The 26,016-nt window shown below is 64.1% G+C and carries 28 protein-coding genes; 9 read left to right on the top strand and 19 right to left on the bottom strand.

The features are described from left to right. Positions 1-100 precede the first annotated feature (100 nt). The 3 genes from OPU71_RS17405 to OPU71_RS17395 all read right to left on the bottom strand — a co-directional run bounded on the left by OPU71_RS17405 (position 101) and on the right by OPU71_RS17395 (position 1,696). Complete coding sequence (locus OPU71_RS17405; RefSeq protein WP_267729331.1) at positions 101-814, bottom strand: queuosine precursor transporter; 714 nt, start codon at positions 812-814, stop codon at positions 101-103. Between the two features lie 76 nt (positions 815-890). Beyond that, positions 891-1,190: an HIRAN domain-containing protein gene (locus OPU71_RS17400; protein ID WP_267729330.1), complete on the bottom strand. Its 300-nt coding sequence runs from the start codon at positions 1,188-1,190 to the stop codon at positions 891-893. Positions 1,191-1,246: 56 nt separating this feature from the next. After that, entirely contained in the window at positions 1,247-1,696 is a 450-nt protein-coding gene (locus OPU71_RS17395; RefSeq protein ID WP_267729329.1) for a YraN family protein, read from the bottom strand. A 42-nt stretch (positions 1,697-1,738) separates the two neighbouring features. Between OPU71_RS17395 and rsmI the strand changes: the two genes are divergently transcribed. The 5 genes from rsmI (at position 1,739) to OPU71_RS17370 (ending at position 5,166) form a co-directional block, all read left to right on the top strand. Then, positions 1,739-2,566 (top strand): 16S rRNA (cytidine(1402)-2'-O)-methyltransferase, encoded by an 828-nt coding sequence (gene rsmI, locus OPU71_RS17390; RefSeq protein ID WP_267729333.1) that lies wholly within the window; start codon positions 1,739-1,741, stop codon positions 2,564-2,566. 104 nt (positions 2,567-2,670) lie between these two features. Next, complete coding sequence (pyrC, locus tag OPU71_RS17385; protein WP_267729328.1) at positions 2,671-3,705, top strand: dihydroorotase; 1,035 nt, start codon at positions 2,671-2,673, stop codon at positions 3,703-3,705. An 8-nt stretch (positions 3,706-3,713) separates the two neighbouring features. Continuing rightward, entirely contained in the window at positions 3,714-4,190 is a 477-nt protein-coding gene (locus OPU71_RS17380) for a hypothetical protein (RefSeq protein ID WP_267729327.1), read from the top strand. Beyond that, a complete protein-coding gene (locus OPU71_RS17375; protein ID WP_267729326.1) occupies positions 4,187-4,993 on the top strand; it encodes a DUF3025 domain-containing protein in 807 nt (268 codons plus the stop codon). Before OPU71_RS17380 ends, OPU71_RS17375 begins: the two co-directional genes overlap by 4 nt. A 29-nt stretch (positions 4,994-5,022) precedes the next feature. Beyond that, on the top strand, positions 5,023-5,166 hold the full coding sequence (locus tag OPU71_RS17370; protein ID WP_267729325.1) for a hypothetical protein: 144 nt from the start codon (positions 5,023-5,025) through the stop codon (positions 5,164-5,166). Here OPU71_RS17370 and OPU71_RS17365 read toward each other — a convergent pair. The 6 genes from OPU71_RS17365 to OPU71_RS17340 form a co-directional block, all read right to left on the bottom strand. Continuing rightward, complete coding sequence (locus OPU71_RS17365) at positions 5,159-5,986, bottom strand: HDOD domain-containing protein (RefSeq protein ID WP_267729324.1); 828 nt, start codon at positions 5,984-5,986, stop codon at positions 5,159-5,161. The two genes, OPU71_RS17370 and OPU71_RS17365, sit on opposite strands and share 8 nt — an antisense overlap. Positions 5,987-6,099: 113 nt before the next feature. Then, entirely contained in the window at positions 6,100-6,294 is a 195-nt protein-coding gene (locus OPU71_RS17360; protein ID WP_267729323.1) for a YgaP family membrane protein, read from the bottom strand. Between the two features lie 71 nt (positions 6,295-6,365). After that, a complete protein-coding gene (locus OPU71_RS17355) occupies positions 6,366-7,025 on the bottom strand; it encodes a Crp/Fnr family transcriptional regulator (RefSeq protein ID WP_267729322.1) in 660 nt (219 codons plus the stop codon). Continuing rightward, positions 7,022-7,783, bottom strand: coding sequence for an exodeoxyribonuclease III (gene xth / locus OPU71_RS17350; protein WP_267729321.1), 762 nt, complete (start codon positions 7,781-7,783; stop codon positions 7,022-7,024). Before xth ends, OPU71_RS17355 begins: the two co-directional genes overlap by 4 nt. Positions 7,784-7,849: 66 nt before the next feature. Further along, positions 7,850-8,347 carry a glutaredoxin family protein gene (locus tag OPU71_RS17345; protein WP_267729320.1) on the bottom strand — a complete coding sequence of 166 codons (498 nt, stop codon included), beginning with the start codon at positions 8,345-8,347 and terminating at the stop codon, positions 7,850-7,852. Next, positions 8,344-10,398: a M3 family metallopeptidase gene (locus OPU71_RS17340; protein ID WP_267729319.1), complete on the bottom strand. Its 2,055-nt coding sequence runs from the start codon at positions 10,396-10,398 to the stop codon at positions 8,344-8,346. The genes OPU71_RS17345 and OPU71_RS17340 overlap by 4 nt, the downstream gene beginning before the upstream one ends. Positions 10,399-10,513: 115 nt before the next feature. On the opposite strand from OPU71_RS17340, the gene OPU71_RS17335 reads away from it, so the two are divergent. Next, positions 10,514-11,371, top strand: coding sequence for an HDOD domain-containing protein (locus OPU71_RS17335; protein WP_267729318.1), 858 nt, complete (start codon positions 10,514-10,516; stop codon positions 11,369-11,371). A gap of 64 nt (positions 11,372-11,435) precedes the next feature. Here OPU71_RS17335 and OPU71_RS17330 read toward each other — a convergent pair whose 3' ends face one another. Continuing rightward, positions 11,436-12,329 carry a phosphoribosylaminoimidazolesuccinocarboxamide synthase gene (locus tag OPU71_RS17330; RefSeq protein ID WP_267729317.1) on the bottom strand — a complete coding sequence of 298 codons (894 nt, stop codon included), beginning with the start codon at positions 12,327-12,329 and terminating at the stop codon, positions 11,436-11,438. 200 nt (positions 12,330-12,529) lie between these two features. Between OPU71_RS17330 and OPU71_RS17325 the strand changes: the two genes are divergently transcribed. Next, entirely contained in the window at positions 12,530-15,307 is a 2,778-nt protein-coding gene (locus OPU71_RS17325) for a M16 family metallopeptidase (RefSeq protein ID WP_267729316.1), read from the top strand. A gap of 345 nt (positions 15,308-15,652) precedes the next feature. Here OPU71_RS17325 and OPU71_RS17320 read toward each other — a convergent pair whose 3' ends face one another. The 7 genes from OPU71_RS17320 to OPU71_RS17290 are packed head-to-tail and all read right to left on the bottom strand — an operon-like array spanning position 15,653 to position 22,155. After that, the gene (locus OPU71_RS17320) at positions 15,653-16,354 is read right to left on the bottom strand and encodes a ferric reductase-like transmembrane domain-containing protein (RefSeq protein ID WP_267729315.1); all 702 of its coding nucleotides are present in this window, start codon (positions 16,352-16,354) and stop codon (positions 15,653-15,655) included. Between the two features lie 6 nt (positions 16,355-16,360). Next, on the bottom strand, positions 16,361-17,296 hold the full coding sequence (gene msrP, locus OPU71_RS17315; RefSeq protein WP_267729314.1) for a protein-methionine-sulfoxide reductase catalytic subunit MsrP: 936 nt from the start codon (positions 17,294-17,296) through the stop codon (positions 16,361-16,363). A 4-nt stretch (positions 17,297-17,300) separates the two neighbouring features. Continuing rightward, entirely contained in the window at positions 17,301-18,335 is a 1,035-nt protein-coding gene (locus OPU71_RS17310; protein WP_267729313.1) for a cytochrome-c peroxidase, read from the bottom strand. Positions 18,336-18,369: 34 nt separating this feature from the next. Beyond that, the gene (locus OPU71_RS17305; protein ID WP_267729312.1) at positions 18,370-18,804 is read right to left on the bottom strand and encodes a c-type cytochrome; all 435 of its coding nucleotides are present in this window, start codon (positions 18,802-18,804) and stop codon (positions 18,370-18,372) included. After that, a complete protein-coding gene (locus OPU71_RS17300) occupies positions 18,801-19,115 on the bottom strand; it encodes a plastocyanin/azurin family copper-binding protein (RefSeq protein ID WP_267729311.1) in 315 nt (104 codons plus the stop codon). The genes OPU71_RS17305 and OPU71_RS17300 overlap by 4 nt, the downstream gene beginning before the upstream one ends. 9 nt (positions 19,116-19,124) lie before the next feature. Beyond that, complete coding sequence (locus tag OPU71_RS17295; protein WP_267729310.1) at positions 19,125-20,909, bottom strand: methyl-accepting chemotaxis protein; 1,785 nt, start codon at positions 20,907-20,909, stop codon at positions 19,125-19,127. Between the two features lie 19 nt (positions 20,910-20,928). Next, complete coding sequence (locus tag OPU71_RS17290) at positions 20,929-22,155, bottom strand: HD-GYP domain-containing protein (RefSeq protein ID WP_267729309.1); 1,227 nt, start codon at positions 22,153-22,155, stop codon at positions 20,929-20,931. Between the two features lie 125 nt (positions 22,156-22,280). On the opposite strand from OPU71_RS17290, the gene OPU71_RS17285 reads away from it, so the two are divergent. Next, positions 22,281-22,694, top strand: coding sequence for a hypothetical protein (locus OPU71_RS17285; RefSeq protein WP_267729308.1), 414 nt, complete (start codon positions 22,281-22,283; stop codon positions 22,692-22,694). 17 nt (positions 22,695-22,711) lie between these two features. After that, the gene (locus OPU71_RS17280) at positions 22,712-23,638 is read left to right on the top strand and encodes an SPFH domain-containing protein (protein ID WP_267729307.1); all 927 of its coding nucleotides are present in this window, start codon (positions 22,712-22,714) and stop codon (positions 23,636-23,638) included. A 112-nt stretch (positions 23,639-23,750) separates the two neighbouring features. Here OPU71_RS17280 and OPU71_RS17275 read toward each other — a convergent pair whose 3' ends face one another. Beyond that, positions 23,751-24,629 carry an HDOD domain-containing protein gene (locus OPU71_RS17275; protein ID WP_267729306.1) on the bottom strand — a complete coding sequence of 293 codons (879 nt, stop codon included), beginning with the start codon at positions 24,627-24,629 and terminating at the stop codon, positions 23,751-23,753. A 65-nt stretch (positions 24,630-24,694) separates the two neighbouring features. Continuing rightward, positions 24,695-25,702, bottom strand: a complete 1,008-nt coding sequence (locus tag OPU71_RS17270) for an alpha/beta hydrolase (protein WP_267729305.1) — start codon at positions 25,700-25,702, stop codon at positions 24,695-24,697. Positions 25,703-26,016 lie beyond the last annotated feature (314 nt).

Here is a 26,016-nt window from a genome sequence, read left to right as displayed (position 1 = left end):
AGCAAAAAGGGAACGTGTTCAACACGTTCCCTTTTTACCGGATCAGCGGGCCTACGGGCTTAACTGACTGGCATTAGGCCTGGAGCCGCCCTTTTTTGCCTTAGTCGCGTGGGTCGAGTTTGAAGGGGTTGAAGTTTGTCTGGCGGTCGTACCAGTCTTCGTTCTCGGCCTTCTTCAGTTTGTTGACGATCAGGTAGGTGATCGGCGTGAAGGCGACTTCCACGCCCGTCTTGGCAAGGAATTGCGAGAGCATCAAGGCCGGTACGAGTTCGTTCGGCATGATGCCGCTGTTCCAGAACGCCAGCGGATAGAACAACGCCGAGTCGACCGCTTCACCGAAGATCGTCGAGCCGATGGTGCGGCTCCAGAGGTGCTTGCCGGCGGTGAGGATCTTCATCTTCGCGAGCACGAAGGAATTTACGAATTCGCCGCAGGAGAACGCGATCAGCGAGGCGAGCGCGATGCGCCAGGTTGATCCGAACGCTGTCTCGTACACGGCCTGATTCGGCCAGCCGGGGGCGGGCGGCAGCGCAACGATCACGTAGGCCATGATCGATGCGAAGGCGAGCCCTGCAAAGCCTGCCCAGATGACGCGGCGCGAGTAGGCGTAGCCATACACCTCGGTGAGGATGTCGCCAAAGATGTAGCTGATCGGGAAGAACAAGACCCCGGCGCCGAAGGTGACAGCGCCAATCAAGGGCAGATCGAGCTGGGCCGCCTTGGCGGGGCCGACGAGGTTGGAGCAGATCAGGACGGTGACGAACGCCACCATGACCAGGTCAAGATATTTGTACTGCCGGATTGGGCGATTCATTGGGGACTCTCTGTTCTTGTTGGGGGGACTGCGCGCCATTTTGGCATGCACGTGCCGTGCCAGGAACAGCTGAGCTTCAGGGCAGCAGAAACACTTCGATCTCGATCCTGTGGCGCGGATCCGGGTCGTCGCGCAGGCGCCCGATGCGCGCTTCGACGCGGCTGCCCTCGTCCATCGCCTGCGACACTGCATCGTTCTCGGCGCGCGGCAGATACCCGATGCGATGCTGCTGCCAGCGCACGGCGATTGCGCGCGCATCGTGCGGGTTGTCCGGCTCGCGGCTCAGGTCGAGCCGGTCACCTGTGCGAAAGCGCGGCCACAGGCTTGGTGCCTCGTAGTGGGTGTAGCCAGCCAGCGGCGCGCGCTGGACAAGCACGCGAAGCTGCGGTTCGCCGGCGCAGATCGGCGCAAACGCCAGCAGCGCAGCCGCGATCAGTAGGCGTCGAACGCGCCGCGAATCCATTCGATGTGCGACAGGTGAAGCCGGTCGAGCAAGACCACGTCGAAACGGCAAGGCCGGCCCGCCCAGGCCTTGCCTCCGTTGGCCAGGAACCACTCCGCCGCACGCACGATCTTGGCCTGCTTGCCCGGGGTGATGCTGGCAGCGGCGCCGCCAAAGCGCGGATCCGTTCGCATGCGTACTTCAACGAACACGAGCATTTCGCCGTCGGTTGCGACCAGATCGATTTCGCCCATCTTGCACCGCACATTGCGCGCGATGACCTTGAGCCCCTGGCGGGTCAGCCAGGTTTCCGAAAGCCGTTCGGCGAGAGAGCCATCGCGCAAATGCGGTGCAACTTGCGGTAGTGTGGTCTCGGCCGCAGAATGCCGGCCGCCCAGCACCTTTGAGAAGCCTTCATGGATTCGTCGGATCAGTTGCACGTTTTTCCTCCTGCTGCACGTGTTTTGCTCCCGAATCCGGCGCTGTATGTCGTTGCGACGCCGCTCGGGAATCTATATGACATAACGATGCGGGCGGTGGCGGTGCTTGGCAAGGTGGATGCCATCGCCGCAGAGGACACGCGTCACACTCGGCGCTTACTTGATCACTTTGGCATACGCACACGCTTGCTTGCGGTGCATCAGCACAACGAGCAAGCGGCGGCAGACGGCCTTGTGGGGCTGCTTGAGCAGGGGCAGCAAATTGCGCTGGTCACCGATGCCGGCACGCCCGCGGTGTCCGACCCCGGGGCGCGTGTCGTGGCGCGGGTGCAGGCTGCCGGGTATCAGGTGGTTCCGGTGCCCGGCCCGAGTGCAGTGACTGCCGCGCTCTCGGCATCGGGCCTGGTCGAGGGACGCTTCCTTTTCGTTGGCTTTCTGCCGCCGAAGTCGGCCGCCCGGCGTGCCGAGCTCGAAGCGCTTGCCGGCACGCCGGCGGCGCTCGTCTTTTACGAGGCGCCGCATCGGGTTGTCGAGTGCGTGGCCGACCTTGCGGCCACGCTTGGCGGGGCCCGTGAACTGGTCGTGGCGCGTGAGCTGACCAAGATGCATGAGCAGATCGCCCGCATGCCGCTGGCCGATGCCGCCGCCTGGTTCGCGGCCGACAGCGACCGCTGCCGTGGCGAGTTTGTGCTGATCGTGGCCCCCCCGGTTGCGTGCGAAGGCTTGCCCGCCGACGCGGAACGTACCCTGCGCCTGCTCTTGGACGAAATGCCGCTGAAGACAGCCGCGAAACTGGCGGCGCAACTCACGGGAGCGAACAAGAACGCCCTGTACGAGCGCGCGCTTGCCCTGAAGGACGCCGGCGCCTGAGAAGGCGCCAGTGCTTGCTTCCGCGCCTTGAGAGGCAGGCGCTGCCGGCTTGAGGTCGGGCGCTGGTAAACTGCCGGCTGCCTTAACGATTCAGGACGTGCGCCATGCAGACCCTCACGATTACCCGCCCCGACGATTGGCACCTGCACCTGCGCGACGATGCCGCGCTGGCTGCAGTCTTGCCGGACACCGCCCGCCGCTTCGGCCGTGCGATCGTGATGCCAAACCTGCGCCCGCCCGTTACCACCGTTGCCTTGGCGGCACAGTACCGTGACCGAATCCTCGCGGCTTTGCCGCCGGGCCTAAAGTTCGAGCCGCTGATGACGTTGTATCTGACAGACAACACGTCGCCAGGCGAGATTGATGCGGCGCGCGCAAGCGGATTCGTGCATGCCGTGAAGCTCTACCCGGCGGGCGCGACGACCAACTCGGATGCGGGCGTCACCGCGATCAAGAAGGTCTACCCGGTGCTCGAACGGATGGAACGTGTTGGTTTGCCACTACTGGTTCACGGGGAGGTGACCCATGCTGACGTGGATGTCTTCGATCGCGAGCGCGTGTTTATTGATGATGTGTTTGCGCCAGTCACGGCGGACTTTCCGGCGCTTCGCACAGTCTTCGAGCACATTACGACAGCGGACGCCGCGCAATTTGTGAGCGAGGCGGGCGACAACATCGCCGCTACGATCACCGCGCATCACCTGCTGATGAACCGCAATGCCATCTTCGCCGGTGGCATTCGGCCGCATCACTATTGCCTGCCGGTGCTCAAGCGCGAGACCCATCGCCAGGCGTTGCTTGCCGCCGCTACTTCGGGCTCGAAGAGGTTCTTCCTCGGCACGGATTCGGCGCCACACGCCAAGTCGGCCAAGGAAAGCGCTTGCGGCTGTGCCGGCTGCTACACCGCGAACGCCGGCATTGAGTTGTACGCCGAAGCCTTTGAACTGGCCGGCGCGCTCGACAAGCTCGAAGCCTTTGCCAGCTTCAACGGGCCGGACTGGTACGGTTTGCCGCGCAACACCGAAACCATCACCCTCGCCAAGGAGGCGTGGCAAGTGCCGGCGCAACTTGATTACCTGAACGGCGATCCGCTCGTGCCGCTGCGCGCGGGCGAAACGATCGCCTGGAAAATGCTCTGATCGCAACCATGCCGACCGCCCTTCGCTCGCTCAGTACCGTGCTCGCCATTGCCAGCCTGCCAGTCTGGCTCGCAGGCTGCGAAAACAATGCCGCTGCGTTCGAGGTCGAAGGGCGCAACAACGCCATCACGCTGGTGCGCGAGCGCAACTACATCTGGAGTGACGAGGTGAAGCAGGCGCTGGTGGTCGCGCGCTTCCCGCAGTGCCAGCACCGTTGGGAGATCGTGCCCGGCAACCCGAGCGGGCCGAAGATGTCGATCTTTGCCGTGCGCGATGGCGTGTTTGTGGGGGTTCAAGGCAAGCACTGGTACGCCATCGGGATGGAAAAGTGCGAAGTCAGCAAGATGGAGCCCACCGGAGAAACGCCGCCAGGCCAGTTGATCGGCGTCTTCCGCCGCAAGGACGATGTACTGGTCTTTGAACTGGACCCGGCGGTGAAGGCGGCGGCTGAAGCCGCGGCCGCCGAGCAGTCCCCCGCGCAATGACGGGTGGCCCGGCCGCCCTGGCCGGGCGACTGCTGTTCGAACCCTACGCAGATCAGCTTCGTGCCTCGGGCGCGTATTTGCCCTCGCGCGAGGCGCTCGATCAATCCTTGGACGCCTGTGGTGCGCGGCCCTGCCTTGCCGACGGCACGCCGATCCGCCTGATTGCATCGGCCCATGCGGAGGGCTATGAAGCCGGCATCGCCCGTACCGGCGGGGTGCCCACCCGCAGCGACGACTGGCATGACTACTTCAACGCGCTGGTCTGGTGGCGCTTTCCGCGCGCCAAGGCGGCCCTCAACGCGGCGCATCTGGCAGAAATCGACTCCCGCGCACAAGGCGCGCCGCGCGGGCGCCGACGCGATGCGCTGACCCAGTTTGACGAGTGTGGCGTGGTGGTGAGTGCGTCCGACCCGGCATTGCTCGACTGCCTGCGCCAGCACGACTGGCGAGGCCTCTTCTGGGATGCGCGCGCGGCCTGGGGCCACCGGATCAGTGTGACGGTGTTTGGCCACGCCAGCCTCGATCAGTTGCGTGCGCCCTTCCTTGGCCTGTGTGGCAAAGCTCTGTTGTGGGAGGTGTCGCCGGCCTGGTTTGCGAGCGAACCGGCGCTGCGATGGCGTGAGCTCGACGCCTGGCTGGCTGATTGCATTGGCCGGCAAGATGTCTTTGGCGCGCCCCGCGACCTGCGCCCGCTGCCATTCCTGGGGGTGCCCGGTCTGGTGGCGGCGAACGCGGCGGCGGACTACTACGACGACACGCGCCAGTTCAGGCCGCTGCGCGTGCGGCCCCCGGCAACGCTCTAGGCGCGACCGGATGCCCTAAGGATGGCCTGATGAATAAGTGGCTGCGACGGCGCATCGCCGCCTTGCGGCGTGCTCGCTTCCGCGCCTATCCCTTTGATATGTCTTGGTCGCTGCACGCGCCGCGCCTTGCGCTGCATCCCTCTCGCTCACTTATTCAGATCTTCCCTAAATGAAGGCCTGCGCTTCGGCCAGCATGGTGGGGGCGTCTTCGAGGATATCGCTCAGGGTTTGCCGATCCAGCACGATCTTCTCGAGCCATTCGCCCGGCACCGCGGTGGCGATGTCCTCTCCGGTCATGCCTTCCATTACGCTTTGCGCGCAAACGCTGGCAATCGCAACGATGGCGGCGAACGGACTGGCTTGCTTGGAAAGTGGATACGCGTAAGCGCCCAGCGCGTTCTGGATTGCCGCCGGGAACTGCCACAGCCGCGCCAGTTCCGCGCCCGCCGCGCAGTGGTCGGCGCCAAGGCGATCGCGTTCGGCTTCGCAGCGTTCGGCCGGGCTGGCGTCAATTAACTCAGCCGCAAGTGCCTGCGCTTCAGCCGGGCTGGCCAGATGCAGGAGCAACTCGCCGATCCGGTGCATCAGTGCGGCGGTGTAAGAGAACTCCACATCGATCCGCGCACGCCGCGCGATCGAACGGGCCAGCGCCGCGCTGAGCAGGGCGTGGCGCCAGAAGGGTTGCAGCTTCACGCCGGGCACCGCCTTGAAGGTGGTGGTCATGCCCGAGGCAATCACCAGCGTGCGCAGCGCATTGAGCCCGATACGCGTGACCGCATCCTCGATTGCGCCGATCTTGCGGCTGGCGCCGTAGTACGCGGAATTGGCCATGCGCAGCACCCGCGCCGAAAGCGTCGGGTCGTGCTTGACCGAATCCGCGAGATCGCTGATGTCGGCACTGTCGTCGCCCATGGTGCGTACCAGATCCTGCATCACCTTGGGCATCGCCGGCAGGTCTGGGATGCGTTCGAAGAGTTTCTCAATTGTGCTCAAGGTCGTTCTCCGCAGGAGGGTCCACCCTGAATATCGGCGTCGCCCGCGCGGACTTGAACGCAAAAACGCCGACCCGGCCTGAGCGGGGTCGGCGCGGGCTGAAGCGCGCTGGCTCAGTGTTCCTTGAGCGGGCAGGTATTCAGGCCAAGCAGCGGGTACAGCGGGCAGAAGCCGAACAGGCCGGTTGCCAGCGGCACAACGCCGATCCAGCCCCAGGCGCCGACCACGCCGGTAGCGGCCAGGCCAATCAGGGCAATGCCACCGCCGATGCGCAGCACTTTATCGATTCCACCAACGTTGGTTTTCATGGCGCTCTCCTTGAAGCGGTTTGGGTGAGCGCATTGGAGCCCATCGGCAAGGCGGGCGTCTGTGACTGAGGTTACACAGCGCCGGGGTCGCCGGCGATGCGGCGCAGGCCGGCCGGGTCGATCAGCTCGATCTGCTCGCGCGACAGGCGCACCAGGCCCTGATCGGCAAAGCCCTTGAGCAGGCGGGTGACGATTTCGCGCACGCTGCCCAACTCGTCGGCCAATTGCTGGTGGGTCACATGCAGCATGCGCCCATGCCCGAGCAGATGGCTGGCCAGGCGGGCATCCAGCCGGCGAAAGGCCACTTCTTCGATCAACTGCATCAGATCGGCAATGCGCTCCGAGAACAGGCTGAAGATGAAATCGCGGAAGGGCGCTTCGGCCAGCAGCGATTCAAACTCCGATTGCGGCAACACCAGCAGTGTGGTGTCGCGCTCGGTCACGCCGCTGGCGTTGTAATCGGTGTGGCCGAGCAGACAGCCGGTGGAAACGATGCAGGTTTCGCCCGGCATCACCCGGTAGAGCGGCAGCTCACGCCCTTGGGGTGATCGCTTGATGACCCGGATCGCCCCTTCAAGCACGAAGGGAAAGCCGCCGCAGCGCTGGTGTTCGTCGAACACCTGGGCGCCTGCCGGCAGCTTGATCTGCTGGCTGCTCAGCAGCAGGCGGGCGCGCGCGGCGGGCGTGAGCGCGTCCAGTGCCGGGTAGAGGGCCAGCGTGTCGCGGCTCATGCGTCGAATACCGCGATCACCGGCGCGTGGTCGCTCGGGCGTTCGAGCACGCGGGTGCTTTTGTCGACGCTGCATGCGCCCAGCGTTGCCACGAGCGGTGGTGTCAGCAGGATGTGGTCGATGCGCAGGCCGAAGTTGCGGCGGAAGGCGTTCATCCGGTAGTCCCACCAGGAAAAGCTCTTTTCCGGGTGCTCGAACTGGCGGAAGGCATCCACCAGGCCAAGCCCTGTCAGCGCGGCAAAGGCTGCGCGCTCGGGCGCTGAAACATGGATCTCGTCTTTCCAGTCGGGGTGCGCGTCGCGGTCTTCGGGCGCGATGTTGAAGTCGCCGGTCAGCACCAGCTTCGGGTGCTGTGCGATCTCGCCACGCAGCCACTCGGTGAGCGCGGCAAGCCATTCGAGCTTGTAGGCGAACTTGTCGGAGCCTACTGCTTGACCATTCGGAAAATAGGCGCCGACCACGCGCACGCCTTCAATGGTGGCGGCGATCACGCGGGCCTGCGGGTCGGCAAAGCCCGGAATATTGCGCACCACCGCGTCGAGCGGTGCCCGCGAGAGGATCGCGACGCCGTTGTAGGTTTTCTGGCCGTGGGTTTCGAGACGGTAGCCAGCGGCTTCGATCTCGGCGCGGGGCACCGCCGCATCCTCGCATTTCAATTCCTGCAGGCACACGACATCGGGCGCTTCGCGCGCGAGCCAGTCGATCAGATGCGGCAGGCGGACCTTGAGCGAATTGACATTCCAGGTGGCAAGCTTCAAGGCGGTCCCCAAAAAGAAAAAGACCCGCCGATTCTAACCGGCGGGTCTGTTTATTCCCTTGCCTGTTTACTTGGACTTGGCCGGGTAGCCTGCCGCGGTGAGCGCTGCCGCCCAGCCGGATTCAAGATAGCCGTCGTAGGGTTTGCCGCCGACCACCAGGCTCGGCACCATCACCTCCTGCGGCGTGGCCTTGCCCAGCATCTTCGCGGCGGAGTCGGCATCGGCTTCGCTCGTGATCTTCACTTCGGTGAAGGGCACGCCGCGCGTCTGCAGGTACTTGCGGGCTTCGCCGCAGGCCGGGCAGCCCTCCGCCTGGGTGTACAGCGTCACCGGAAAGCGTTCGGCGGCCTGCCGGGTGGCGTAGGGCAGCTTGTCCATGTCGATGCTGCTGCTTTTCATCATGCGCTGCTCGACCTTTTTGGCGTCGGGCGGCGGCGGTTGGTCCGAGTAGTGAACCTTGCCTGCCGCGTCGACCCAACGGATCACGCTCTGGGCTTGGGTTGCCGGGGCGGCGCTCGCCAGCGCAATCGCAAATATCGCGATGAAGTTGATTTTGGTGTTCATGCTGTAATCATACCGTGGTGGCGGAGTAATGCATCAGGCTTTGGCGCGCGGCCCCGGAACGCGGTGAAGGATTCGAGCGCCGGGCGCGAACCGCCGACGCCCAGTACTTCCTGCATGAAGCGTTCGCCGGTGGCGCGGTCAAGCACGCTGCCGGTCTTCTCGGCCGCTTCTTCGAAGGCGGAGTAAGCGTCGGCCGAAAGCACCTCGGCCCAGTGGTAGCTGAAGTAGCCCGCCGAGTAGCCGCCCGCGAAGATGTGGCTGAAGGCATTGGGGAAGCGTTGCCACGCCGGCGGATGGATCACCGCCACTTCCTTTCGCACTTCTTGCAGCAGCGCGAGCGCATTGCCGTCGGCGGGGTTGAAATCGCTGTGCAGGCGCATGTCGAAAAGTGCGAACTCAACCTGACGCAGCATTGCCAGCCCGGCGTGGAAGTTCTTCGCCGCGAGCATGCGCTCGAACAGGTCGCGCGGGATCGGCGCGCCGGTGTCGACATGCGCGGTCATGCCGGAGAGCACTTCCCACTCCCAGCAGAAGTTCTCCATGAACTGGCTCGGTAGTTCAACCGCATCCCACTCGACGCCGTTGATGCCCGACACGCCGGGTTCTGCGACACGGGTGAGCAGGTGATGCAGGCCGTGGCCCGCCTCGTGGAACAGGGTGATGACCTGATCGAAGCTGTACAGCGCCGGGCGGCCCGCTGCCGGTGGCGAAGCGTTGCAGACGAGGTAGGCAATCGGCGTTTCGCGGCCGGTGGCGGTGTCGCGCAGTGAGCGGGCTTCGTCCATCCATGCGCCGCCGCGCTTGGTGTCGCGCGCGTAGGGGTCAAGATAGAAGTGGCCGATGTCTTGCCCGTCGCGCGAGAGGGTGAAGTAGCGCACCGCCTCATGCCATACCGGCGCCTTGTCCGCCCGGATGCTCACGCCGTAGAGGCTGCTGACCACGCCGAACAGGCCGGCGAGCACCTTGTCTTCCGGGAAGTACTGGCGCAGCGCTTCTTCCGAAAAGTCGTAGCGCGCCTGGCGCAGCTTCTCGGCGGCGTAGCCCATGTCCCACGGCTGCAGATCGCTGATGCCCAACGAGGCGGCCGCGAATTCGCGCAGCTCGGCGAGGTCGCGTTCTGCCGAAGGGCGTGCGCGGCGCGCAAGATCGAGCAGGAAGTCGATCACTTCGGCCGGCGAGTTGGCCATCTTGGGCACCAGCGACACACTGGCGTGGCTGGGGTAGCCCAGGAGGCGCGCGGCTTCTTCGCGCAGGGTGAGGATGCGCGCGATGAGCGGGCCGTTGTCCCATTCCGGGTGGCCGATCTCGGCCGAGAATTCCGACGCGCGGGTGGCGTTGGCGCGCCAGATGCGCTCGCGCAGGCCGCGGTTATCGGCCTGGCGCAGCACCGCCATCACGCAGGGGCCTTGCAAGGTGAGGCGGTAGCCGCTGACGCCGGCTTTCTCGGCCACCGCACGCGCGGTGGCTACGCTGTCGGGCGGCAAACCGGCGAGGCCGCTTTCGTCTGCGAAGTCCTCGTGCCAGGCATTGGTGGCATCGAGCAGGTTTTCCGAGAACTTGGCCGAAAGCCCGGCCAGTTCTTCCTGGATGGCCTGGAAGCGGGGCTTGTCCGCATCGGGCAATTCGGCGCCCGAGAGGCGGAAATCGCGCACCGCATCTTCGACCACCTTGCGGCGGGCACGCGGCCAGCTCGCGAAGTCGGCCCGCGCCGCAAGTGCCTTGTAGCGTTCAAAGAGGGCGGCGTTCTGGCCCACTTCGGCAAAGAAGCGCGTCACTTCCGGCAGGGCGTTGTTGTACGCCTCACGCCAGGGCGGCAGATCGAGCACCGAGTGCAGGTGGCGCACCACGCCCCAGGCACGGCTGAGGCGGTCTGTCATGTCAGAGAGCGGGGCAACGAAGCCCTCCCAGCTGGCCGGCGCCTCCGGGCGGGTGAGCGTTTCGATCAACGCGCGCGCCTCGCTCAGCAGTTCGGTGATGCCCGGCTGCACATGCTCGGGCGTTACAAGGTCAAAGCGCGGTGCGCCGGAGAAGTCGAGCAAGGGATTGTTCATGTTTTAAACTCACAAGTTGTCACGCTATTGTGCCGAAAAGACAGCTTGGGCGGCGAAGTGCAGAATGTCCGCCTGAGCCCGCCTTCGGGCCTAACCCTCTTGGAGGTTGATGCTGATGGATACCGCCCAGTCGCAACGCCAGATGCTCGGTCAGGAAATCGAGCGTGAGCTCGCCGACGGCAGCCTGAGTTTTCCGACCTTTCTGGAAGTTTCGCAGAAGATCCAGCAAACCCTCGAAAGGGAAGACGCCGGACTCGACGCCTTGGTTCCCCTCATCATGCTCGAGCCGGTGCTTGCCGCGCGCGTGGTTGGTCTGGCCAATTCGGCGCTGTTTGCGTCGAGCAACGGCCCGGTCAAGGATGTGAAGTCGGCGGTGATGCGGATCGGGCTTGCGGCGGTACGCAGCCTGGCGCTTGCGGTGGCTACCGCGCAGCTGGCGCAGGGTGAGCAAATGGGCGGCGCGCGGCGGCTTGCGACCCTGCTGTGGGATCACACGCTCGATGTGGCAAGCTGGTCCTACGCGATTGGCGCAACCTTCCGTACCGTGCGTCCGGACGAAGCCATGCTCGCTGGCCTGCTGCACGACATCGGGCAGTTCTACCTGATCGGCAAGGCGGCCGATTACCCTTCGCTGCTCGATTCGGAGAGCGAACTTTCAGACTTGCTGCTGTGCTGGCACAGACCGGTTGGCGAGGCGGTGCTGCGGGCGCTGGGCATGTCGCCTGAGCTGGCCGATGCGGTGAACGACCGCGAACTCTACGGTTCGATGTGGCCGCCGGCGACGCTGCCCGATGTGCTGATGGTGGCAAGCCTGCTGGCCGACACCCCTAATCCACTCACCCACATGAGCGAGGACGCACGGGTGAGTTTGCGCAACGTGGTTGCGCATGGCATTCCAGAGGACGTACTGGAGCAATTGCATCTGGATGCTGCGGAAGAGCGGCGCAAGGCGCTCAACGCATTGCGGGTGTGAAACCGGCACCTGCCAACAAAAAGGCCCGCTGTCAGAGCGGGCCTTTTGCTTGCTGCGGCGCGTTTCAGCCGAGCGACTTGCCGGTGAGACGTTCGTAGGCCTCGACATACTTCGCACCGGTGCGTTCGGCGACTTCTGCCGGCAGCTTTGGGCCGGGCGCCTGCTTGTTCCAGTCCAGGGTTTCAAGGTAGTCGCGCACGTACTGTTTGTCGTAAGACGGCGGCGAAATGCCTTCGCGATAGCTGTCCGCCGGCCAGAAGCGCGATGAATCGGGCGTCAGGGCTTCATCGATGATGTGCAGCGTACCGGCCGCATCGAGGCCGAACTCGAACTTGGTGTCGGCGATGATGATGCCGCGGCCCGCCGCGTAGTCGCGTGCTTCTGAATAGAGCTGGATCGCCGTGTCGCGCACCTTCGCCGCCAAGTCCTTGCCGAGCAGCTTTTCGCACTCGGCAAAGTCGATGTTCTCGTCGTGCGTGCCCATCTCGGCCTTGGTCGATGGGGTGAAGATCGGCTGCGGCAGTTTGGCCGCCTGCTGCAGGCCGGCGGGCAGGGCGATGCCGCACACCGCGCCGGTGGCTTGGTAGTCCTTCCAGCCGCCGCCAATGATGTAGCCGCGCACCACCGCTTCAACCGGCAGCGGCTTGAGGCGCTTGACCACCAGCGCGCGGCCGCGCACCTGGTCGCGCTCGTCTTCGGCCACTACGGTTTCGGGGGCGATGCCGGTGAGCTGGTTCGGCACCACATGCGCGAGCATTTCGAACCAGAAGTTGGCCATCGCGGTGAGCACCTCGCCCTTGCGCGGAATCGGGTCGGGCAGCACCACGTCGAATGCGGACAGGCGGTCCGTGGTGACGATCAGCAGTTTGTCGTCGCTCACGGCGTAGATGTCGCGCACCTTCCCGCGCCCGAGGAGCGGCAGGCTGCGGATGCTGGATTCGAGTAAGGGCTGGCTCATGGCAACGGCGTCCGGCAAAAACCGCGATTATACCGGCGCGTTGCGGTGTCGGTGGCTGCGACGGCCGCGGCAATTCGTGCGTCGTGGCGCGGCTGTGCGGAACCTCGCGGCTGCTTTGCCTGCCTCAGGCTAAAGTGGCGGCCCCGGCAGGGCTTTGCGCTGCCGTGCGCCAACTGATTTCCTGCATCCAAGAGATCCCGATGAGAAGACCCTTGTTTTCCGCCTTGCTGCTGGCTACTGCGCTGGTGAGCGCGCCGCTTGCAGCCAAACCCGCCAAGCCTGCCAAGCCGGCTGTCGCCGTGGCGTCCGTCGCGGCGCCGCAACGCATCCAGAGCATCGAGGGCATCACCGAATACCGCCTTGGCAATGGGCTGCGCGTCTTGCTGGCGCCGGATGCCAGCAAGCCAACCGCCACCCTGAACCTGACCTACCTGGTCGGGTCGCGCCACGAGAACTACGGCGAAACCGGCATGGCGCACCTGCTTGAACATTTGGTGTTCAAGGGCACGCCTTCGCTCAAGGATGGGGCGCTGGTCGCCGGCCTCAAGGCGCGGGGTATGCAGTATAACGGCACCACCTCGGACGACCGCACCAACTACTTCGAGACCTTCTCGGCCAGCGACGACAACCTCGACTGGGCGCTGAAGATGGAAGCCGACCGCATGGTCAATTCCTTCATCGCGCGCAAGGACCTCGATACCGAGATGACCGTGGTGCGCAATGAAATGGAGGCCGGCGAGAACAACCCCGCCGGCGTGCTGTTCCAGAAGATGCTGGCCAGCGCCTACCAGTGGCACAACTACGGCAAGACGACGATCGGCGCGCGCAGCGACGTCGAGCAGGTCAACATCGAACGCCTGCAAGCCTTCTACCGCAAGTACTACCAGCCGGATAACGCGGTGCTGGTGCTCACCGGCAAGTTCGACGAAGCCAGCGCGCTGGCGAAGATCCAGCGCTACTTCGGCGTGATCCCGAAGCCCACGCGGGTGCTCGAACGCACCTGGACGCGCGATCCGGTGCAGGACGGCGAGCGGCAAGTGAGCCTTTCGCGGGTGGGCGATTACCAGATGGTCGCTGCCATCTACCACATCCCTAATGGCCCGCACCCCGACGTGGCGGCGCTGACGGTGTTCGCCTCGGTGCTCGACGATGTGCCCTCGGGGCGCCTGCACAAGGCGCTGGTTGAAACACGCAAGGCGGCGCAGGTGGGCGCCGGGCCATCGGTGCAGGCCGAGCCGGGCAACTTCAGCCTCTACGCGGTGGTGGACAAGGCCGGCGATCTGGAGGCCGTGCGGCGCATTCTGCTCGCCGCGCCGGAAGAGGTGCTCGCCAAACCGGTGACCGAGGAAGAACTCAAGCGCGCCAAGCTGGGCATGGCCAACAGCTACGAAAAGCTGATGAACAACCCCGAGCGGCTGGGCGTGGCCTTGTCCTCGGCCATTGCACAGGGCGACTGGCGCCTGCTCTTCCTGCAGCGCGATCAGATCGAAGCTGTCACCCTAGCGGATGTGCAGCGCGTGGCGGCCAACTACTTCAAGGCCAGCAACCGCACGGTCGGCATTTTCGTGCCCACCGACAAACCCGAGCGCGTGGCGATGCCGGAAGAGGCGCAGCCCGCCGTGCTGCTCAAGGACTATGTGGGCCGCAAGGCGGTGGAGGCGGGCGAAGCCTTTGACCCGAGCTATGCGAACGTCGCCGCACGCACCCAGCACAGCGCCTTGCCCAATGGCGCCAAGCTTGCGCTGCTGAGCAAGACAACGCGGGGCAACACCGTCACCGGCCGCATGGTGCTGCGCTTTGGCGACCCGGAATCGCTCAAGGGCCTATCCACGGTTGCTGAGGCATCCAGCGCCATGCTGTTGCGCGGCGCCGGCGGCATGAGCCGCGAACAGATTTCAGACCGGCTCGAAGCTCTCAAGGCCACCTTGTCGATCGGGCGATCCGGCAACGCGATCAGCGTCAGCTTCGAAGCGCGCCGCGACACCCTGGCCGACTTCCTCCCGCTGCTTGCACAGATCCTTCGCCGGCCCGACTTCCCGGCCAGCGAGTTCGAGCAGTTGCGCGCGCAATGGCTCACCGGCATCGAAGCCGGGCGTCGTGAGCCGCAGTCAATCGTGTCGCGTGCGCTCGGGCGGCACGACAACCCGTATCCGAAGGGCGACTGGCGCTACGCCGCCACGGTAGAGGAAGACCTCGAGGCCATCCGCAGCGTGGCGCTCGACGCACTGCCGCGCTTCCACGCCGAATTCATCGGCGCGCAGAACGCACAGATCGCCCTCGTGGGCGACTTCGACGCAGCTGCGGCCAGCGCGCAGATCGGGCAATTGTTCGGCGACTGGGTGGCCAAGCGCCCCTTCGCGCGCATCCCGCAGCCTTACCGCAAAACCCTCGCGGCCGAGCTGAGCTTCGAGACCCCCGAGAAAGCCAACGCCGTGTTCGTTGCCAGCCTGCGCCTGCCGGTGAGCGAGGGCGATCCGCAAGCCGCGCCGCTGATGCTGGCCAACCGGATTCTCGGTGGCGGCGCCATGCGCAGCCGCCTCGGCGATCGCCTGCGACAGAAAGAAGGCATCAGCTACGGCGCCGGCAGCGCGCTGGGGCTTTCGGCCGAAGATCGCAACTCAGGCCTCACCCTGCATGCGATCTACGCCCCGCAGAATCGTGCGCGGGTGCAGGCCGCCGTGCGCGAAGAGCTTGAGCGCCTGCTCAAAGACGGCGTCACCGCCGAAGAACTGGCCGACGCGCGATCAGGCGTGCTGCAGGAAATCTCGATTGCCCGTACGCGCGATTCCGTGCTGGCCTCGGAATTCGTCGGCCACCTCTACCTTGGCCGCAACCAGCAATGGGAGGCCGACTTCGTAGCGCGCATCCAGGCCGCCAGCGTGGCCGACGTGAACGCCGCCCTGCGCGAATTCGTGCAAGCAGACGCCTTCGCCGCCGCCTACGCCGGCGACTTCGCCAAAGCTGCCGCTACACGCTGAACTGTCAGCCGCGCCAACAAGCAATCGGCCGCCCGTGGGCGGCCGATTGCTTTGGAATTTGTGCCTTAGGGAACGTCTGATCAATCCCTGTTCTCAAGAAAGCTGAGTGCTTGCCGCGCGCTGCGTGTTGAAATTTGAATGAAAACGGGGCAAACCGTATCCATTCGCGCGGGTGTGCCCCGAAACTGCCAGGGAGCGGTGCGTCCGCCGCACTCGCGTCCCACCGCCTCGCGGGCCAAACTGCGTCGCGTTGGCGCGCTTTGGCCCGGTTTTCGCCAAAACTGAGGCCGCAGCACACGACAAGCGCTCCGCATTGAGGAAATCAGGGGCTTGATCAGATGTTCCTCAATTTCGCGGTGGGCGTTCCGGTGATTCGCTACCGTCGACGCCGGGCCAGCGCTCCAGCCAGCGTACCGCGATGAGCAGGCGATAGCCCAGCAGAATGCCCAGCGCAAGAGTTTCCGGCAGCGGCCGCCATGCTCCCGGTTTGACCAGCCACCAGAAGTGCAACAAAACCAGCACGGCAATCGGATAAGTCAGGCGATGCAAGGTTTGCCAGTGCTTGCCCAGCCAGCGCATCATCGCCGGCGTCGAGGTGATTGCCAGCGGCCACAAGAGAAGTAATGCCAGCGCACCGACCGCCAGGTAGGGTTTTTCGCCTAGATCGGTGCGCAACAGCGCCATGTCGTAGGCGATGTCGAATTCGAGATAGACCCCAGCATGGCCCAGGGCATAAGCAAAGCACCAGAGACCGAGTTGCCGCCGCAGGCGAACCAGCCAGTTCCAGTCGGCCAGGCGCTTGCCATAGCGACGGCTGGTCCATTGCGCCAGCGTCGCTAACCATTTGCGCAGCGGTGTGATGGCCAGGCTGAGCAACAGCAGAATCAGCGCGCTGCGGCCGCTGACGTGGGTCATGGTTTCCAGCGGATTGGCCCCCAGGCTGTCGCTCAGATAGGCGGCCAAAAGATAGAGGGCCGGCAAAGCCGACAAAACAAAGACGCTGCCGCGTACCCAGCCGAGGTGTGCTTTTAACCAGGCGGCGAGCATGGGGGTTTAGTACAGACTGCGCGCGTCTGCGCCCTGGTAGAGATGGGCGACCTGCTCGGCGTAACCGTTGAGGTAAAGCGTCGGCCGCTTTCGCAATTCGCCAATGCGGTTCTCGCGGGACTGGCTCCAGCGGGGATGTGGCACGTCCGGATTGACGTTGCCGAAGAATCCGTACTCGGAGGCCGAAAGCTGCTGCCAGAAGTTGATCGGCTGCTCGGCAAGCAGGCGAATGTGCGTAATCGCCTTCGGGCTTTTGAAACCGTATTTCCAGGGGACGACGATGCGCAGCGGCGCGCCGTTCTGCTTCGGCAAGGGCCGGCCGTAGAGTCCGGTGACCGCCATCGTCAGCGGATGCATCGCCTCGTCGATGCGCAGGGCTTCGCGATACGGCCAGGGCATCGAACCGGGGCGCTGGCTGATCATTTCGGAGGCGCGCTTCAGGCTGATGAATTGCACATACTTGGCGCGACTGGTCGGCCGGGCGCGGGCCAGCAACTGGCACAGCGAAAAACCCGACCAAGGGACAACCATCGACCAGCCTTCGACGCATCGGAAGCGATAAATCCGCTCCTCGGTTGCGAACAGTTTTGTCAAATCTTGCAAGTCGACCGTGAAGGGTGCCTCGACCTCGCCTTCGACGCTGATCGACCACGGATCGAGGGTCAAGGCCTGCGCCAGAATCCGCACCGCTTTCTTGTCGGAAGAAAACTCGGCGTAATTGTTGTAGCTGGTGATCTCGGCGAGTGGGGTCAGCTTGTCCCCCTCCGGCAGCTTGCCGAAGGCACTACCCGGCAATTCGCGGGGTGTCGCCTGTGCGGCACGGCCCAGCCAGCTACCGCCGAGCAGGGTGGCTGCCTGGAGAATCAGCCGCCGCCGGTCAGCAAAGTGAACGGGCGGCGTTACGTCGTTCTCAGTCAGGTCGGGACGCTGACGAATGAGCATGGCCTTACAGCGGCAGGTCCGGTGCCACGACCTTGATGAACGGCGAGGTCAGCGCCTTCATGAAGGCGACCAGTTCTTCCTTCTCCTGCTGCGTCAAGCCGAGCGGCTTCATGTTCGGCGAAAGGTTGGTAGTGACCTCGCCACCGCGGTCGTAATGTTCGACCACCTGCATCAGCGTCTTGGCCGAACCATCGTGGAAGTATGGAGCTGTGCGCTCAATGTCACGCAGAGTCGGAGTCTTGAAGGCTCCCTTCATCAGCTTGATCGGCTTTTGCGCATAGCGGCCCATGTCCGGCTCGGCAACGCCGAACGAGGCAAGGCCAAGGTTGTGGAAGCCATTGTCGGTAAAGTTCGGCGCTGCGTGGCAAACGGCGCAGTTGGCCTTGCCGACGAACAGCTTGAATCCATTGACCTGCTGCGCGCTCATCGCCCTCTTGTCGCCCTTCAGCCATTTGTCGAACGGCGAGTTATTGCTGATCGCCGTCGTCCGCTCGTAAGTGGCAATCGCCTTCGAAAGGGTTGAGGCGTCGATCGGCTCGCCTGGGTAGGCCTTGGCAAACAGTGCCTTGTAGCCGTCATTCGAATTCAACCATTGGAACAGCTTGGCGGTGTCCATGTTCATTTCGACGTTGGCTTCCATCGGACCCATTGCTTGATCCTCTAGATCCTTCTTGCGGCCATCCCACATCTGCGTGGTGTTGAATGCGGTGTTGATGATGGTCGGCGAAGCACGGCCGAGCACCATGCTCTTGACGCCCTTGGCGGTCGGCAGGGCATCCGACCAGCCGAGCGACGGGTTGTGACAGGTGGCGCAAGACATATTGCCATCACCCGACAGACGCGGATCGAAAAACAACTTGTGGCCAAGGTCGATACGCGCGGCGTTAGGCTTGTTGCTTTCGGGATACGGCGCAGTCTTCGGCAGTAGCCAGCCTTTCAGGCTGGGGTGCCCGGCCTGAAAAACATAGGTCTGGCCTTCGGCCGATACCGTGCCTGCTGCGGCCAGCGCCAAGGCGGCGCCCATCAAGATTTGCTTCATCATCAACCTCCTCCGGGTTGTTCGCTGATGTGAATTATTTGTAGACGCGGATCGACCACAGGAAATTGAGTGTGTCGTTGATCTGCTCATCGGTCAGTTGATCGCCCCAGGGCGGCATACCCTTGCCCCGGTTCATCGACTCGCCGCCCTTGCGCACGACTTGCGCGATGTAGTCGCGCGGTGCGACCGACAGCGTCAGGTTGAACGGACGTGGATCGTGCAGCTTGGCGGCGCGGCCATCGCCCTTGCCTTCCTTGCCATGGCAAAGGATGCAGTAGTTTTCATAGACCAGGCGGCCGCGAATGACCGAGGCTTCGACGGTGTCCTTGAAATGGCGGACGATGCAGTCATCATCGACCATGCCTGGCGAACAGGCCTTGACTGCTTGCTGTGGATCAAGGCGCTTTTCCTGAGCGTAGCCCACCCCCGTGGCCAGCATGCCAGCCAGCAATACAGTGACGAGTTTCACTTTTCCACCTCGATCACCATTTGCATTTGCGGATGAATCGAGCACTCGACTTCAACCTTGCCTGGCTTGTCGAAAACAACCTTCTTGGAGCTGCCTTGCGCATAGGAACCAAGGTCGAAAGATTTGACGTCGGACAGCGAGAAAACGTTGTGGAAGAAGGGGTCTGAGTTGCGGAACTCCACCGTGTCGCCAACCTTGATTTTCAGACTCTTCTTGGAAAAGGCCTTGTCCTTCTGGTCGACCAGATAATCGTTGGCCAGGGCGGCGCTCGACAGGCTGGCGACGAGCAACGGGAAAATGATCTTCTTCACGGTATCTCCTTAGCGTGGGGAATTCAGATTGAAGTGACTGGCGGTGAGCCGTTGGTGCTCTGCAACGTCGTGCAGTTTTTCGGATACGGCCGAGAGCTGGGTCGACCAGCCGTCGAGCGATTCGGATTTTTCTGCGATATGGTCGATTGCTGAGGTGATGCGCTGTACCGTCATCGCTTGCTGGCGCGCCAGTTCGTCCGCCTGATGCAGAGCGGCTCGCATTTCGTTGGCGCGCTGGTTAGCTTCCTGCGACTGGCCGCGCAATTTTTCGACCTGGATACTGTTTTCGTGCGCTTCATGGCTGGAACGGTCGAGAAAACCGAGGGCGTCATCCGCCGATATCGAAATGTTCTCAGCCAGCACGGCAATTTCCGAGACGGCGCTCGAGGCCCGCTCGGCCAGCTTGCGGACCTCGTCTGCGACCACCGCAAACCCTCGACCCTGCTCACCGGCGCGGGCGGCTTCGATGGCGGCATTCAAAGCGAGGAGGTTGGTCTGCGATGCGATATCGCTGATGTTGCCGTTGATCCGGCTGATATCGCGGGCCTTGACGGCGAATTCACGCGTGCGGGCCAAGGTGCCGCCAAGATTGGTCTCGAAGGTGCGAAACTGGCTGGCGGTTTCTTCCAGGTCATTCGCCGCTTGCATCGAATTGGTTGCTAGGTGATCGGCATCCAGGGTAATCGCTTCGATCTGCCGTGAGATGGCCTGGGAAGACTCGGATACCAAACGGGCCACTTGGGTCGTTTGTGCCATGTTTTGACTGAGATCGACCGCCAAGCCGCAAAAGCCGCCGGCCATTTCGTTCAGCGTACTTGACTCCTGACTCAACTGCTGCGAACCCTCCTGCAGTTCGACGACTACGCCGCGCAGGGTACTGAAGGACCGATCCAGGGCACGGGCAGCCCGGGCAATTTCATCGCGGCCGCGCGTGTCGAGATTGTGTTCGAGGTAGCCATCGGCCAAGTGGCCAATCGCGGCTTCCATTTCGCCCAACGGCTTGGAAATTAGCTGTGCGGCCAGCAGCGACAACAGGATGCCGAGAATCACGATTACCACCACGACGCCGGCAATCATCGAGGCAACCTGGCGGGATTTTTCGTTTTGCTCGTCGATGCGTCGGCGAAGGCGTTCTTCGCTCTGTTGCGTCAGGGCGGCCGCCAGGTCCTCGATGTGCTTGGCCTTGAGCGCCACCGTCGCCGCCAATTCGTTGGCCCGCATGTCGTCATTGGCTCGGGCGGCCCTGATTATCTGCATGCGGATCGGCTTGATCGTGTTGATGTCGGACAACATCTCGCGCACCTGCGGGTTGTCTTGACCAATCAATTGCTGAAGCCTGTTGACCGTTTCCTCAAGTATCGAAGCTTGGCGAATCGACTCCTTGGCCAAGCGAGTCGCTTCTGCCTGGTCGGTCGCCGCAATCACTTGGGACTGATAGCGCTCCATCGCCATGATGGCCAGCCGGGTGTTGAACGCCGCGCTGACTTGGTTTTCGGCCGAACGCACGGCTTCGGAAAATTCCGCCAGCGTTCGGGTCTGCGTGACGCTGCCCATTACAAAAATACTGACCATCCCGAGCAGCAGCAGGGCCGAAAGCCCTAGCATTTTGCTGCGCAGGGAATAGTTCGCCAGAAACAGATAAAGCTTACTCAAGGTTTTCTCCGTGCCATGAACGTTTCCTGAATAGCTGCCGCAATCAGTTTCGGGAATGCTGTATGTCGGAAAGCTATCTGAAGCTGCCCTTTTGGATTCAGCATTCGGCGCCTGGCCTGTGGGCTCGGGACGCAAATGCATGATTGTTTTCGCCTGCGACTCATAGGCCCAAAAAGCGCATCGGGTCGATCTTCCACTTCTGTGGGTCTTCGTGGCCGGTGATGCGGTCGCCGCCGCCGCTGCCGAGCGGGCGTGAGAGGTCGAGCAGGTAGGGTTCGATGTAGCCGTTGGATTTGGCGGAGAAGAACACCTTGACCACCGGGGTGAGCAGGCTGTGTTCGTTCTGCTCGGTCACGACGCCGAGTTTTCCGGATTCGAGCCTGACCAGGGTGCCGACCGGGTAGATGCCGATGATCTTCATGAAGGCCTGTACCAGCGAGGGCTCGAAGTGGAATTTGCTCCATTCGTAGAGCTTGCGCAGCGCGTCGGTGGCCGACATGCCTTTGTGGTAGCAGCGGTCTGCGGTGATGGCGTCGTACACGTCGACGATGGCGGCCATCTTGGTGGTGGTGGCGATCTGTGCGCCGGGCAATTTGTCGGGGTAGCCGCTGCCGTCGATGCGCTCGTGGTGGTGCAGGGTGATATCGAGCGGGATTTCGCCAATCTCGGGAGTTTTCAGCAGTACATCCCAGCCGTCTTTGGGGTGGCGCTTGATCAATTCGAATTCCTCGTCGGTGAGCCGGCCCGGTTTGTTGAGGACTTCGTCAGGCACGAAGGCTTTGCCGGTGTCGTGCAGCAAGCCGCCCAGCCCGGCCTGGTGGGTGAGTTCGGAATCGAGGCCAACGCCGCGGCAGAAGGCGATCAGCAGCGTGCCGACGCTGACCGAGTGCAGGAAGGTGTAATCGTCCTTGTTCTTGATGCGCAACAGGGTCAGCAGGGCGCCGCCGTTGCGCAGCACCGATTCGGTGATGTCTTGCACCATCGGCTCGACGGCTTCCAGTTCCACTGCCTTGCCCAGTCGCGCATCGTGCATGACGTTGCGTACCAGCGCGCTGGCCTGGTTCTTGATCTGCTTGGCGCGCGCCAATTCGGCGGCGACGTCTACCTTCAGCGGTACGACGATCTTCTGGCTGGCCACTTCGATCATCTCGCGCTCGATGCTGGCCTTGACCTCTTCGGCGGTTGGGGCGTCCTGCACGTCGAGCCCGCGCGCGGTGTCGATGTACACGTCGTGGATGCCGGCTGCGACGATCTTTTCGATCTGCGCTTCGCTGTCGAGCATGAATTTGTTGCGCAGGAAGGGGTGTTCCATCCAGCCGCAGTCGAGGTCGTGGAGGAACATGCCCACGCGTAGTTGCTGGGCGGAAATCTTCTTGATCGCGGACATCGTCGAAGTTACCTGGGTCGGACTGCGGATTCTCTGGATAACGGCAGCGCGCGCGGATTCCTGAGCGCAAGGTGCGCTTGTGCCGCCGTGCAATAATTAAAAGCAAGACTCGGGATGGAGGCAGCATGGATCGCATGACCTTTCTGTGGGCCTGCACGGCGCTGGCCTTGTTGGGGCTGGAGATGTTCGCGGGCACGATTTACTTGCTGGCCTGGGCGGCCGGTGCCGGTGCCGGGGCGCTGGTGCAATGGGCAACCGGCTCGTGGATGCTGGCGGCGGCGGTGGCCGCGGCGGTGATCGCGATCGGGTCGATGCATGCGCAGCGGGTGCGGGCTGCCCGCCGCGCGCCGATGGCAGATCTGGATCTGGGCGGCGACGTGCAACTGATCCGGCCGCTCGGCGGCGAGCGCTGGCGCGTCAGCTACCGGGGGGCGGAATGGGATGCGCGGCTTGTTTCGGGCGCCGAACGCGCAGCCAAGGGCGCGGCTGGCAGGGTGAGCGGCCGTGAGGCCAATCTGCTGCTGATCGATATCACTTAACTAACTGGGGTGTAAGCATGGAACTGGGCTCGTTCTTCTTGCTGGGCGTTGTGGTCGTCGCCCTGGTATTTGCATCAAAGGCGTTGGTGGTGGTGCCGCAGCAAAGCGCGTATGTCGTTGAGCGCCTGGGGCGTTTCAATGAAACGCTGGAAGCCGGCCTGCATGTGCTGGTGCCGTTTGTTGACCGGATCGCCTACCGGCTCACGCTCAAGGAAGTGCCCTACGACGTCGATCCGCAGGTCTGCATCACGCGGGACAACTCGCAAGTGCAGATCGACGGCATCCTCTACTACCAGGTTACCGATGCGCGGATGGCTTCGTACGGTACGTCGAACTTCGAAACGGCGATCGAGCAACTGGCCAAGACCACGCTGCGTTCCGAGGCCGGCAAGCGTGATCTGGATAAATTGCTGGAGGAGCGCAGCACCATCAACCAGTCGGTCGTTGCCGCGCTGGACGAGGCTTCGCCGGGCTGGGGCGTCAAGGTGCTGCGTTACGAGATCAAGGACATCGTGCCGCCCGAATCGGTGCTCAAGGCGATGGAAAAGCAGATCACGGCCGAGCGTGAAAAGCGCGCGCTGATTGCCAAATCGGAAGGCGAGAAGGCGCAGGCGATCAACGTGGCCGAGGGCGAGCGCGCGGCCGCGATTGCGCAGTCAGAAGGCGACAAGGCGGCGCAGGTAAACCGCGCGCAGGGCGAAGCGCAGTCGATCATGCTGGTGGCGAAGGCCAGCGCCGAATCGATCCGCATGATCGCCGATGCAATCGGCTCGGAAGGGGGCGAACGCGCGGTCGCGCTCAAGGTGGCCGAACAGTATGTCGCCGCGTTCGGCAACATCGCCAAGCAGGGCAATACCGTGGTGGTGCCCGCCAACATGGGCGATCTGGCCAGCCTGATCACCGGCGCGATGGCGGTGATGCCCAAGGCCGCCGCGAAGGGCTGAGCCAACTGCGCCCGGCGGCGGCCGCTGTGCTGCCCGCGGCCTTGCGGCAAGTTTGATGGCGCGCAGCCCGGCGCCTGGCGCCGCCGGGCCAACTGCCCTGCCGCAGGCCTGGTTAGCCAAGCGCCGTCTTGAGCGCGCTGACGCGTGCCTCGATTTCCGGCATCAAGCGCTGGTAGGCGCGCCCGGGCTGCTGATGCCGGCGCATTTCCGTTTCGCCTTCATGCGGCAGCCATTCCGGATGTCCGCCAGCCAGCAGGTTGGCGATGTACACCACGTCGGCAAGGTTGCGCAGGGCCTCCGGCTGCTGCCGCGGTAGATCGTGATGCGTGACGGCTTCTATGAGCGCGCGTGGCGTGCGCAGCGATTCAAGCACCGACACGCCGATGTCCTCGTGCCACTGCATCACAAGCGCTTCAAGCACTTCGGGCTTGTCGCGCAGCGCCGGGTATTGCGCCGCGCGATACAGCATGTAGAAGGCGCCAATATCGTGCACCAGCGCGGCCAGCATGGCTTCGCGCGGGTCGAGGCGGGTCATCTTCTCTGCCAGCACTTCTGCGGCGCAGGCGGCGGTAATCGAATGGCGCCATAGCTCGTCGCTCAGTGTTGCGTAGTCGGCCATGCTGCGGGCGGCCAACAATTGGCGTGCGGCAATGCGTGAAGCCCAGAGCGCAACCTTGTCCGCGCCCACAAGCGCAATTGCCGCGGCCGGATCGCGCACGGCGGGCGCGCCGCTGTGGCTCGCAATGGCGTTGGCGAGGCGCAGGATCTTCAGGCAAACCAGCGGTTCAGCGCTGATCAGGGCGAGCAGGCGTCCGGCGCTCACGCCGGGGCCCTCGGCGAGTTTGCGCAGGCGCACCGAAATGTCGAAGCAGATCGGGAAGCACAGGTCGCCCGAAAGCTCGTCAGCGATATCTTCGAGCATCTTGAACCCGTGGGCGCTGAACGTGGCCGGCGTGTCCGCGCTGCTCAGGGGGTTGTTGCTGTACTGCATGGTGGATCTCTCTTGCATGGAGGGGGTGTGCCGCCGCACACAGGCTGCCGCGGCACGGGGTGGGATTACTTCAGCGCTGTGCCAAGAAAGTCGAGCAAAACCTGGATGTTGGCGGTGCTGGTGAATGCGCTGCCGCCGTGGCCGGTGCCGGCCAGGGTGTCAAAGCGCACGCTGCGGCCGGCTGCGCGCAGGGCATCGGCCAGCAGGCCACTCTGGCCGTAGGGCACGGTGCAATCGAGCGCACCTTTTTGCAGCAGGAAGGGCGGGTCGTCTGCGCTGATGTAGCTGATCGGGTTGGCGCGCGCGGCGAGCCCCGGCACGGTCTGGATGGCCGCGCCCAGGTAGCGCGATTCCGGCGACGAGGCGAGATCATGCGTCTGGTCCGAGGTGCCGCAGCCCTGGCTGGCGGCCTGGCGATCCATCTGAAGGAAGTCGGTCGGGCCAAACCAGTCGATCACCGCCTGCACGCGGCTCGATACCGAGGCGTTGCCCAGGCTGGCATCGTCGAACTCCGCCTGGTCGCCGGTGGTGCCCAGCATCGAGGCCAGGTTGCCGCCGGCCGATTGGCCAAACGCGGCAAAGCGCGCCGGATCGAGCCGGTAGGTGGTGGCCGATGCGCGCAGGAAGCGCACGGCGGCCTTGGCGTCGAGCACGGCGGCGGGGAAGATCGCCTCGCCCGAGAGGCGGTAGTTGATCGTCGCCACCGCATAGCCGGCGGCGAGCAGGGCGTCTTTGACCGGGGTGTCGAGCATGCCCTTGTCCCCCATCATGAAGGCGCCGCCATGGATGTTGATCACCAGCGGGAAGGGGCCCGTGCCGGCCGGCACATGAAGGTCGAGTTTTTGTGCTGCCGAGCTGCCGGCATAGGCGAGGTTGGTGTAGCTGGCGGCGGCGGTGCTGCTGCCACTGTCCGTAGTGGTGGTGCTCGTGGTGGCGGTACTGATGGTGGTGCTTGCGTTGCTCTCGCCGCTGCCGCCGCAGCCGAGCAGGCTGCATGCACCGAGGCTCAGGATCAAGGCTGCGCCAAGCAACTGGCGGGATAGCGCGCGGGGCGAGGTGATTTCTGTTTTCATTGCAGGGCTCCAGCGTGGATAGGGCTTGGGCGTGCGGCGACTTGTCCGCCGCGCCGCTTCTGCACAGAATCCGCGGCATGCCGAGTGCGGCCTGTGTTGGGTGAGAACAGCGCAATCCGCGTGCCAGTTCGGCGCGAGCGCCCTGTTCGCCGTGACATAAGGCGCTGCGGGGAAAGCGGCCGACCGCGCGCGCACTGGCGACTGCGGAATCTGCATGCCGCACTGCAAAAACGGCAGTCGTGGCAAGTGGACTTGCGCTCGCGCCTCAAGGGCGGCGGACCCCGGACGGGCGGAACGAAACTTGCAATGTGGGC

Source organism: Niveibacterium sp. 24ML, from assembly GCF_026586805.1.
In the GTDB taxonomy this organism is placed as follows: Bacteria; Pseudomonadota; Gammaproteobacteria; order Burkholderiales; family Rhodocyclaceae; genus Niveibacterium.
Note: the sequence above shows the minus strand (reverse complement) of the source record. Positions and strands in the feature narration are given on the sequence as shown.

What these genes read in the sequence shown, in the direction of transcription:
- OPU71_RS17405 (WP_267729331.1), bottom strand. Translation starts at nt 814, where the DNA reads ATGAATCGCCCAATCCGGCAGTACAAATATCTTGACCTGGTCATGGTG.
- pyrC (WP_267729328.1), top strand. Translation starts at nt 2,671, where the DNA reads ATGCAGACCCTCACGATTACCCGCCCCGACGATTGGCACCTGCACCTG.
- OPU71_RS17380 (WP_267729327.1), top strand. Translation starts at nt 3,714, where the DNA reads ATGCCGACCGCCCTTCGCTCGCTCAGTACCGTGCTCGCCATTGCCAGC.
- OPU71_RS17375 (WP_267729326.1), top strand. Translation starts at nt 4,187, where the DNA reads ATGACGGGTGGCCCGGCCGCCCTGGCCGGGCGACTGCTGTTCGAACCC.
- OPU71_RS17370 (WP_267729325.1), top strand. Translation starts at nt 5,023, where the DNA reads ATGAATAAGTGGCTGCGACGGCGCATCGCCGCCTTGCGGCGTGCTCGC.
- OPU71_RS17360 (WP_267729323.1), bottom strand. Translation starts at nt 6,294, where the DNA reads ATGAAAACCAACGTTGGTGGAATCGATAAAGTGCTGCGCATCGGCGGT.
- OPU71_RS17355 (WP_267729322.1), bottom strand. Translation starts at nt 7,025, where the DNA reads ATGAGCCGCGACACGCTGGCCCTCTACCCGGCACTGGACGCGCTCACG.
- OPU71_RS17345 (WP_267729320.1), bottom strand. Translation starts at nt 8,347, where the DNA reads ATGAACACCAAAATCAACTTCATCGCGATATTTGCGATTGCGCTGGCG.
- OPU71_RS17340 (WP_267729319.1), bottom strand. Translation starts at nt 10,398, where the DNA reads ATGAACAATCCCTTGCTCGACTTCTCCGGCGCACCGCGCTTTGACCTT.
- OPU71_RS17335 (WP_267729318.1), top strand. Translation starts at nt 10,514, where the DNA reads ATGGATACCGCCCAGTCGCAACGCCAGATGCTCGGTCAGGAAATCGAG.
- OPU71_RS17330 (WP_267729317.1), bottom strand. Translation starts at nt 12,329, where the DNA reads ATGAGCCAGCCCTTACTCGAATCCAGCATCCGCAGCCTGCCGCTCCTC.
- OPU71_RS17325 (WP_267729316.1), top strand. Translation starts at nt 12,530, where the DNA reads ATGAGAAGACCCTTGTTTTCCGCCTTGCTGCTGGCTACTGCGCTGGTG.
- OPU71_RS17320 (WP_267729315.1), bottom strand. Translation starts at nt 16,354, where the DNA reads ATGCTCGCCGCCTGGTTAAAAGCACACCTCGGCTGGGTACGCGGCAGC.
- msrP (WP_267729314.1), bottom strand. Translation starts at nt 17,296, where the DNA reads ATGCTCATTCGTCAGCGTCCCGACCTGACTGAGAACGACGTAACGCCG.
- OPU71_RS17310 (WP_267729313.1), bottom strand. Translation starts at nt 18,335, where the DNA reads ATGAAGCAAATCTTGATGGGCGCCGCCTTGGCGCTGGCCGCAGCAGGC.
- OPU71_RS17295 (WP_267729310.1), bottom strand. Translation starts at nt 20,909, where the DNA reads ATGCATTTGCGTCCCGAGCCCACAGGCCAGGCGCCGAATGCTGAATCC.
- OPU71_RS17290 (WP_267729309.1), bottom strand. Translation starts at nt 22,155, where the DNA reads ATGTCCGCGATCAAGAAGATTTCCGCCCAGCAACTACGCGTGGGCATG.
- OPU71_RS17285 (WP_267729308.1), top strand. Translation starts at nt 22,281, where the DNA reads ATGGATCGCATGACCTTTCTGTGGGCCTGCACGGCGCTGGCCTTGTTG.
- OPU71_RS17280 (WP_267729307.1), top strand. Translation starts at nt 22,712, where the DNA reads ATGGAACTGGGCTCGTTCTTCTTGCTGGGCGTTGTGGTCGTCGCCCTG.
- OPU71_RS17275 (WP_267729306.1), bottom strand. Translation starts at nt 24,629, where the DNA reads ATGCAGTACAGCAACAACCCCCTGAGCAGCGCGGACACGCCGGCCACG.
- OPU71_RS17270 (WP_267729305.1), bottom strand. Translation starts at nt 25,702, where the DNA reads ATGAAAACAGAAATCACCTCGCCCCGCGCGCTATCCCGCCAGTTGCTT.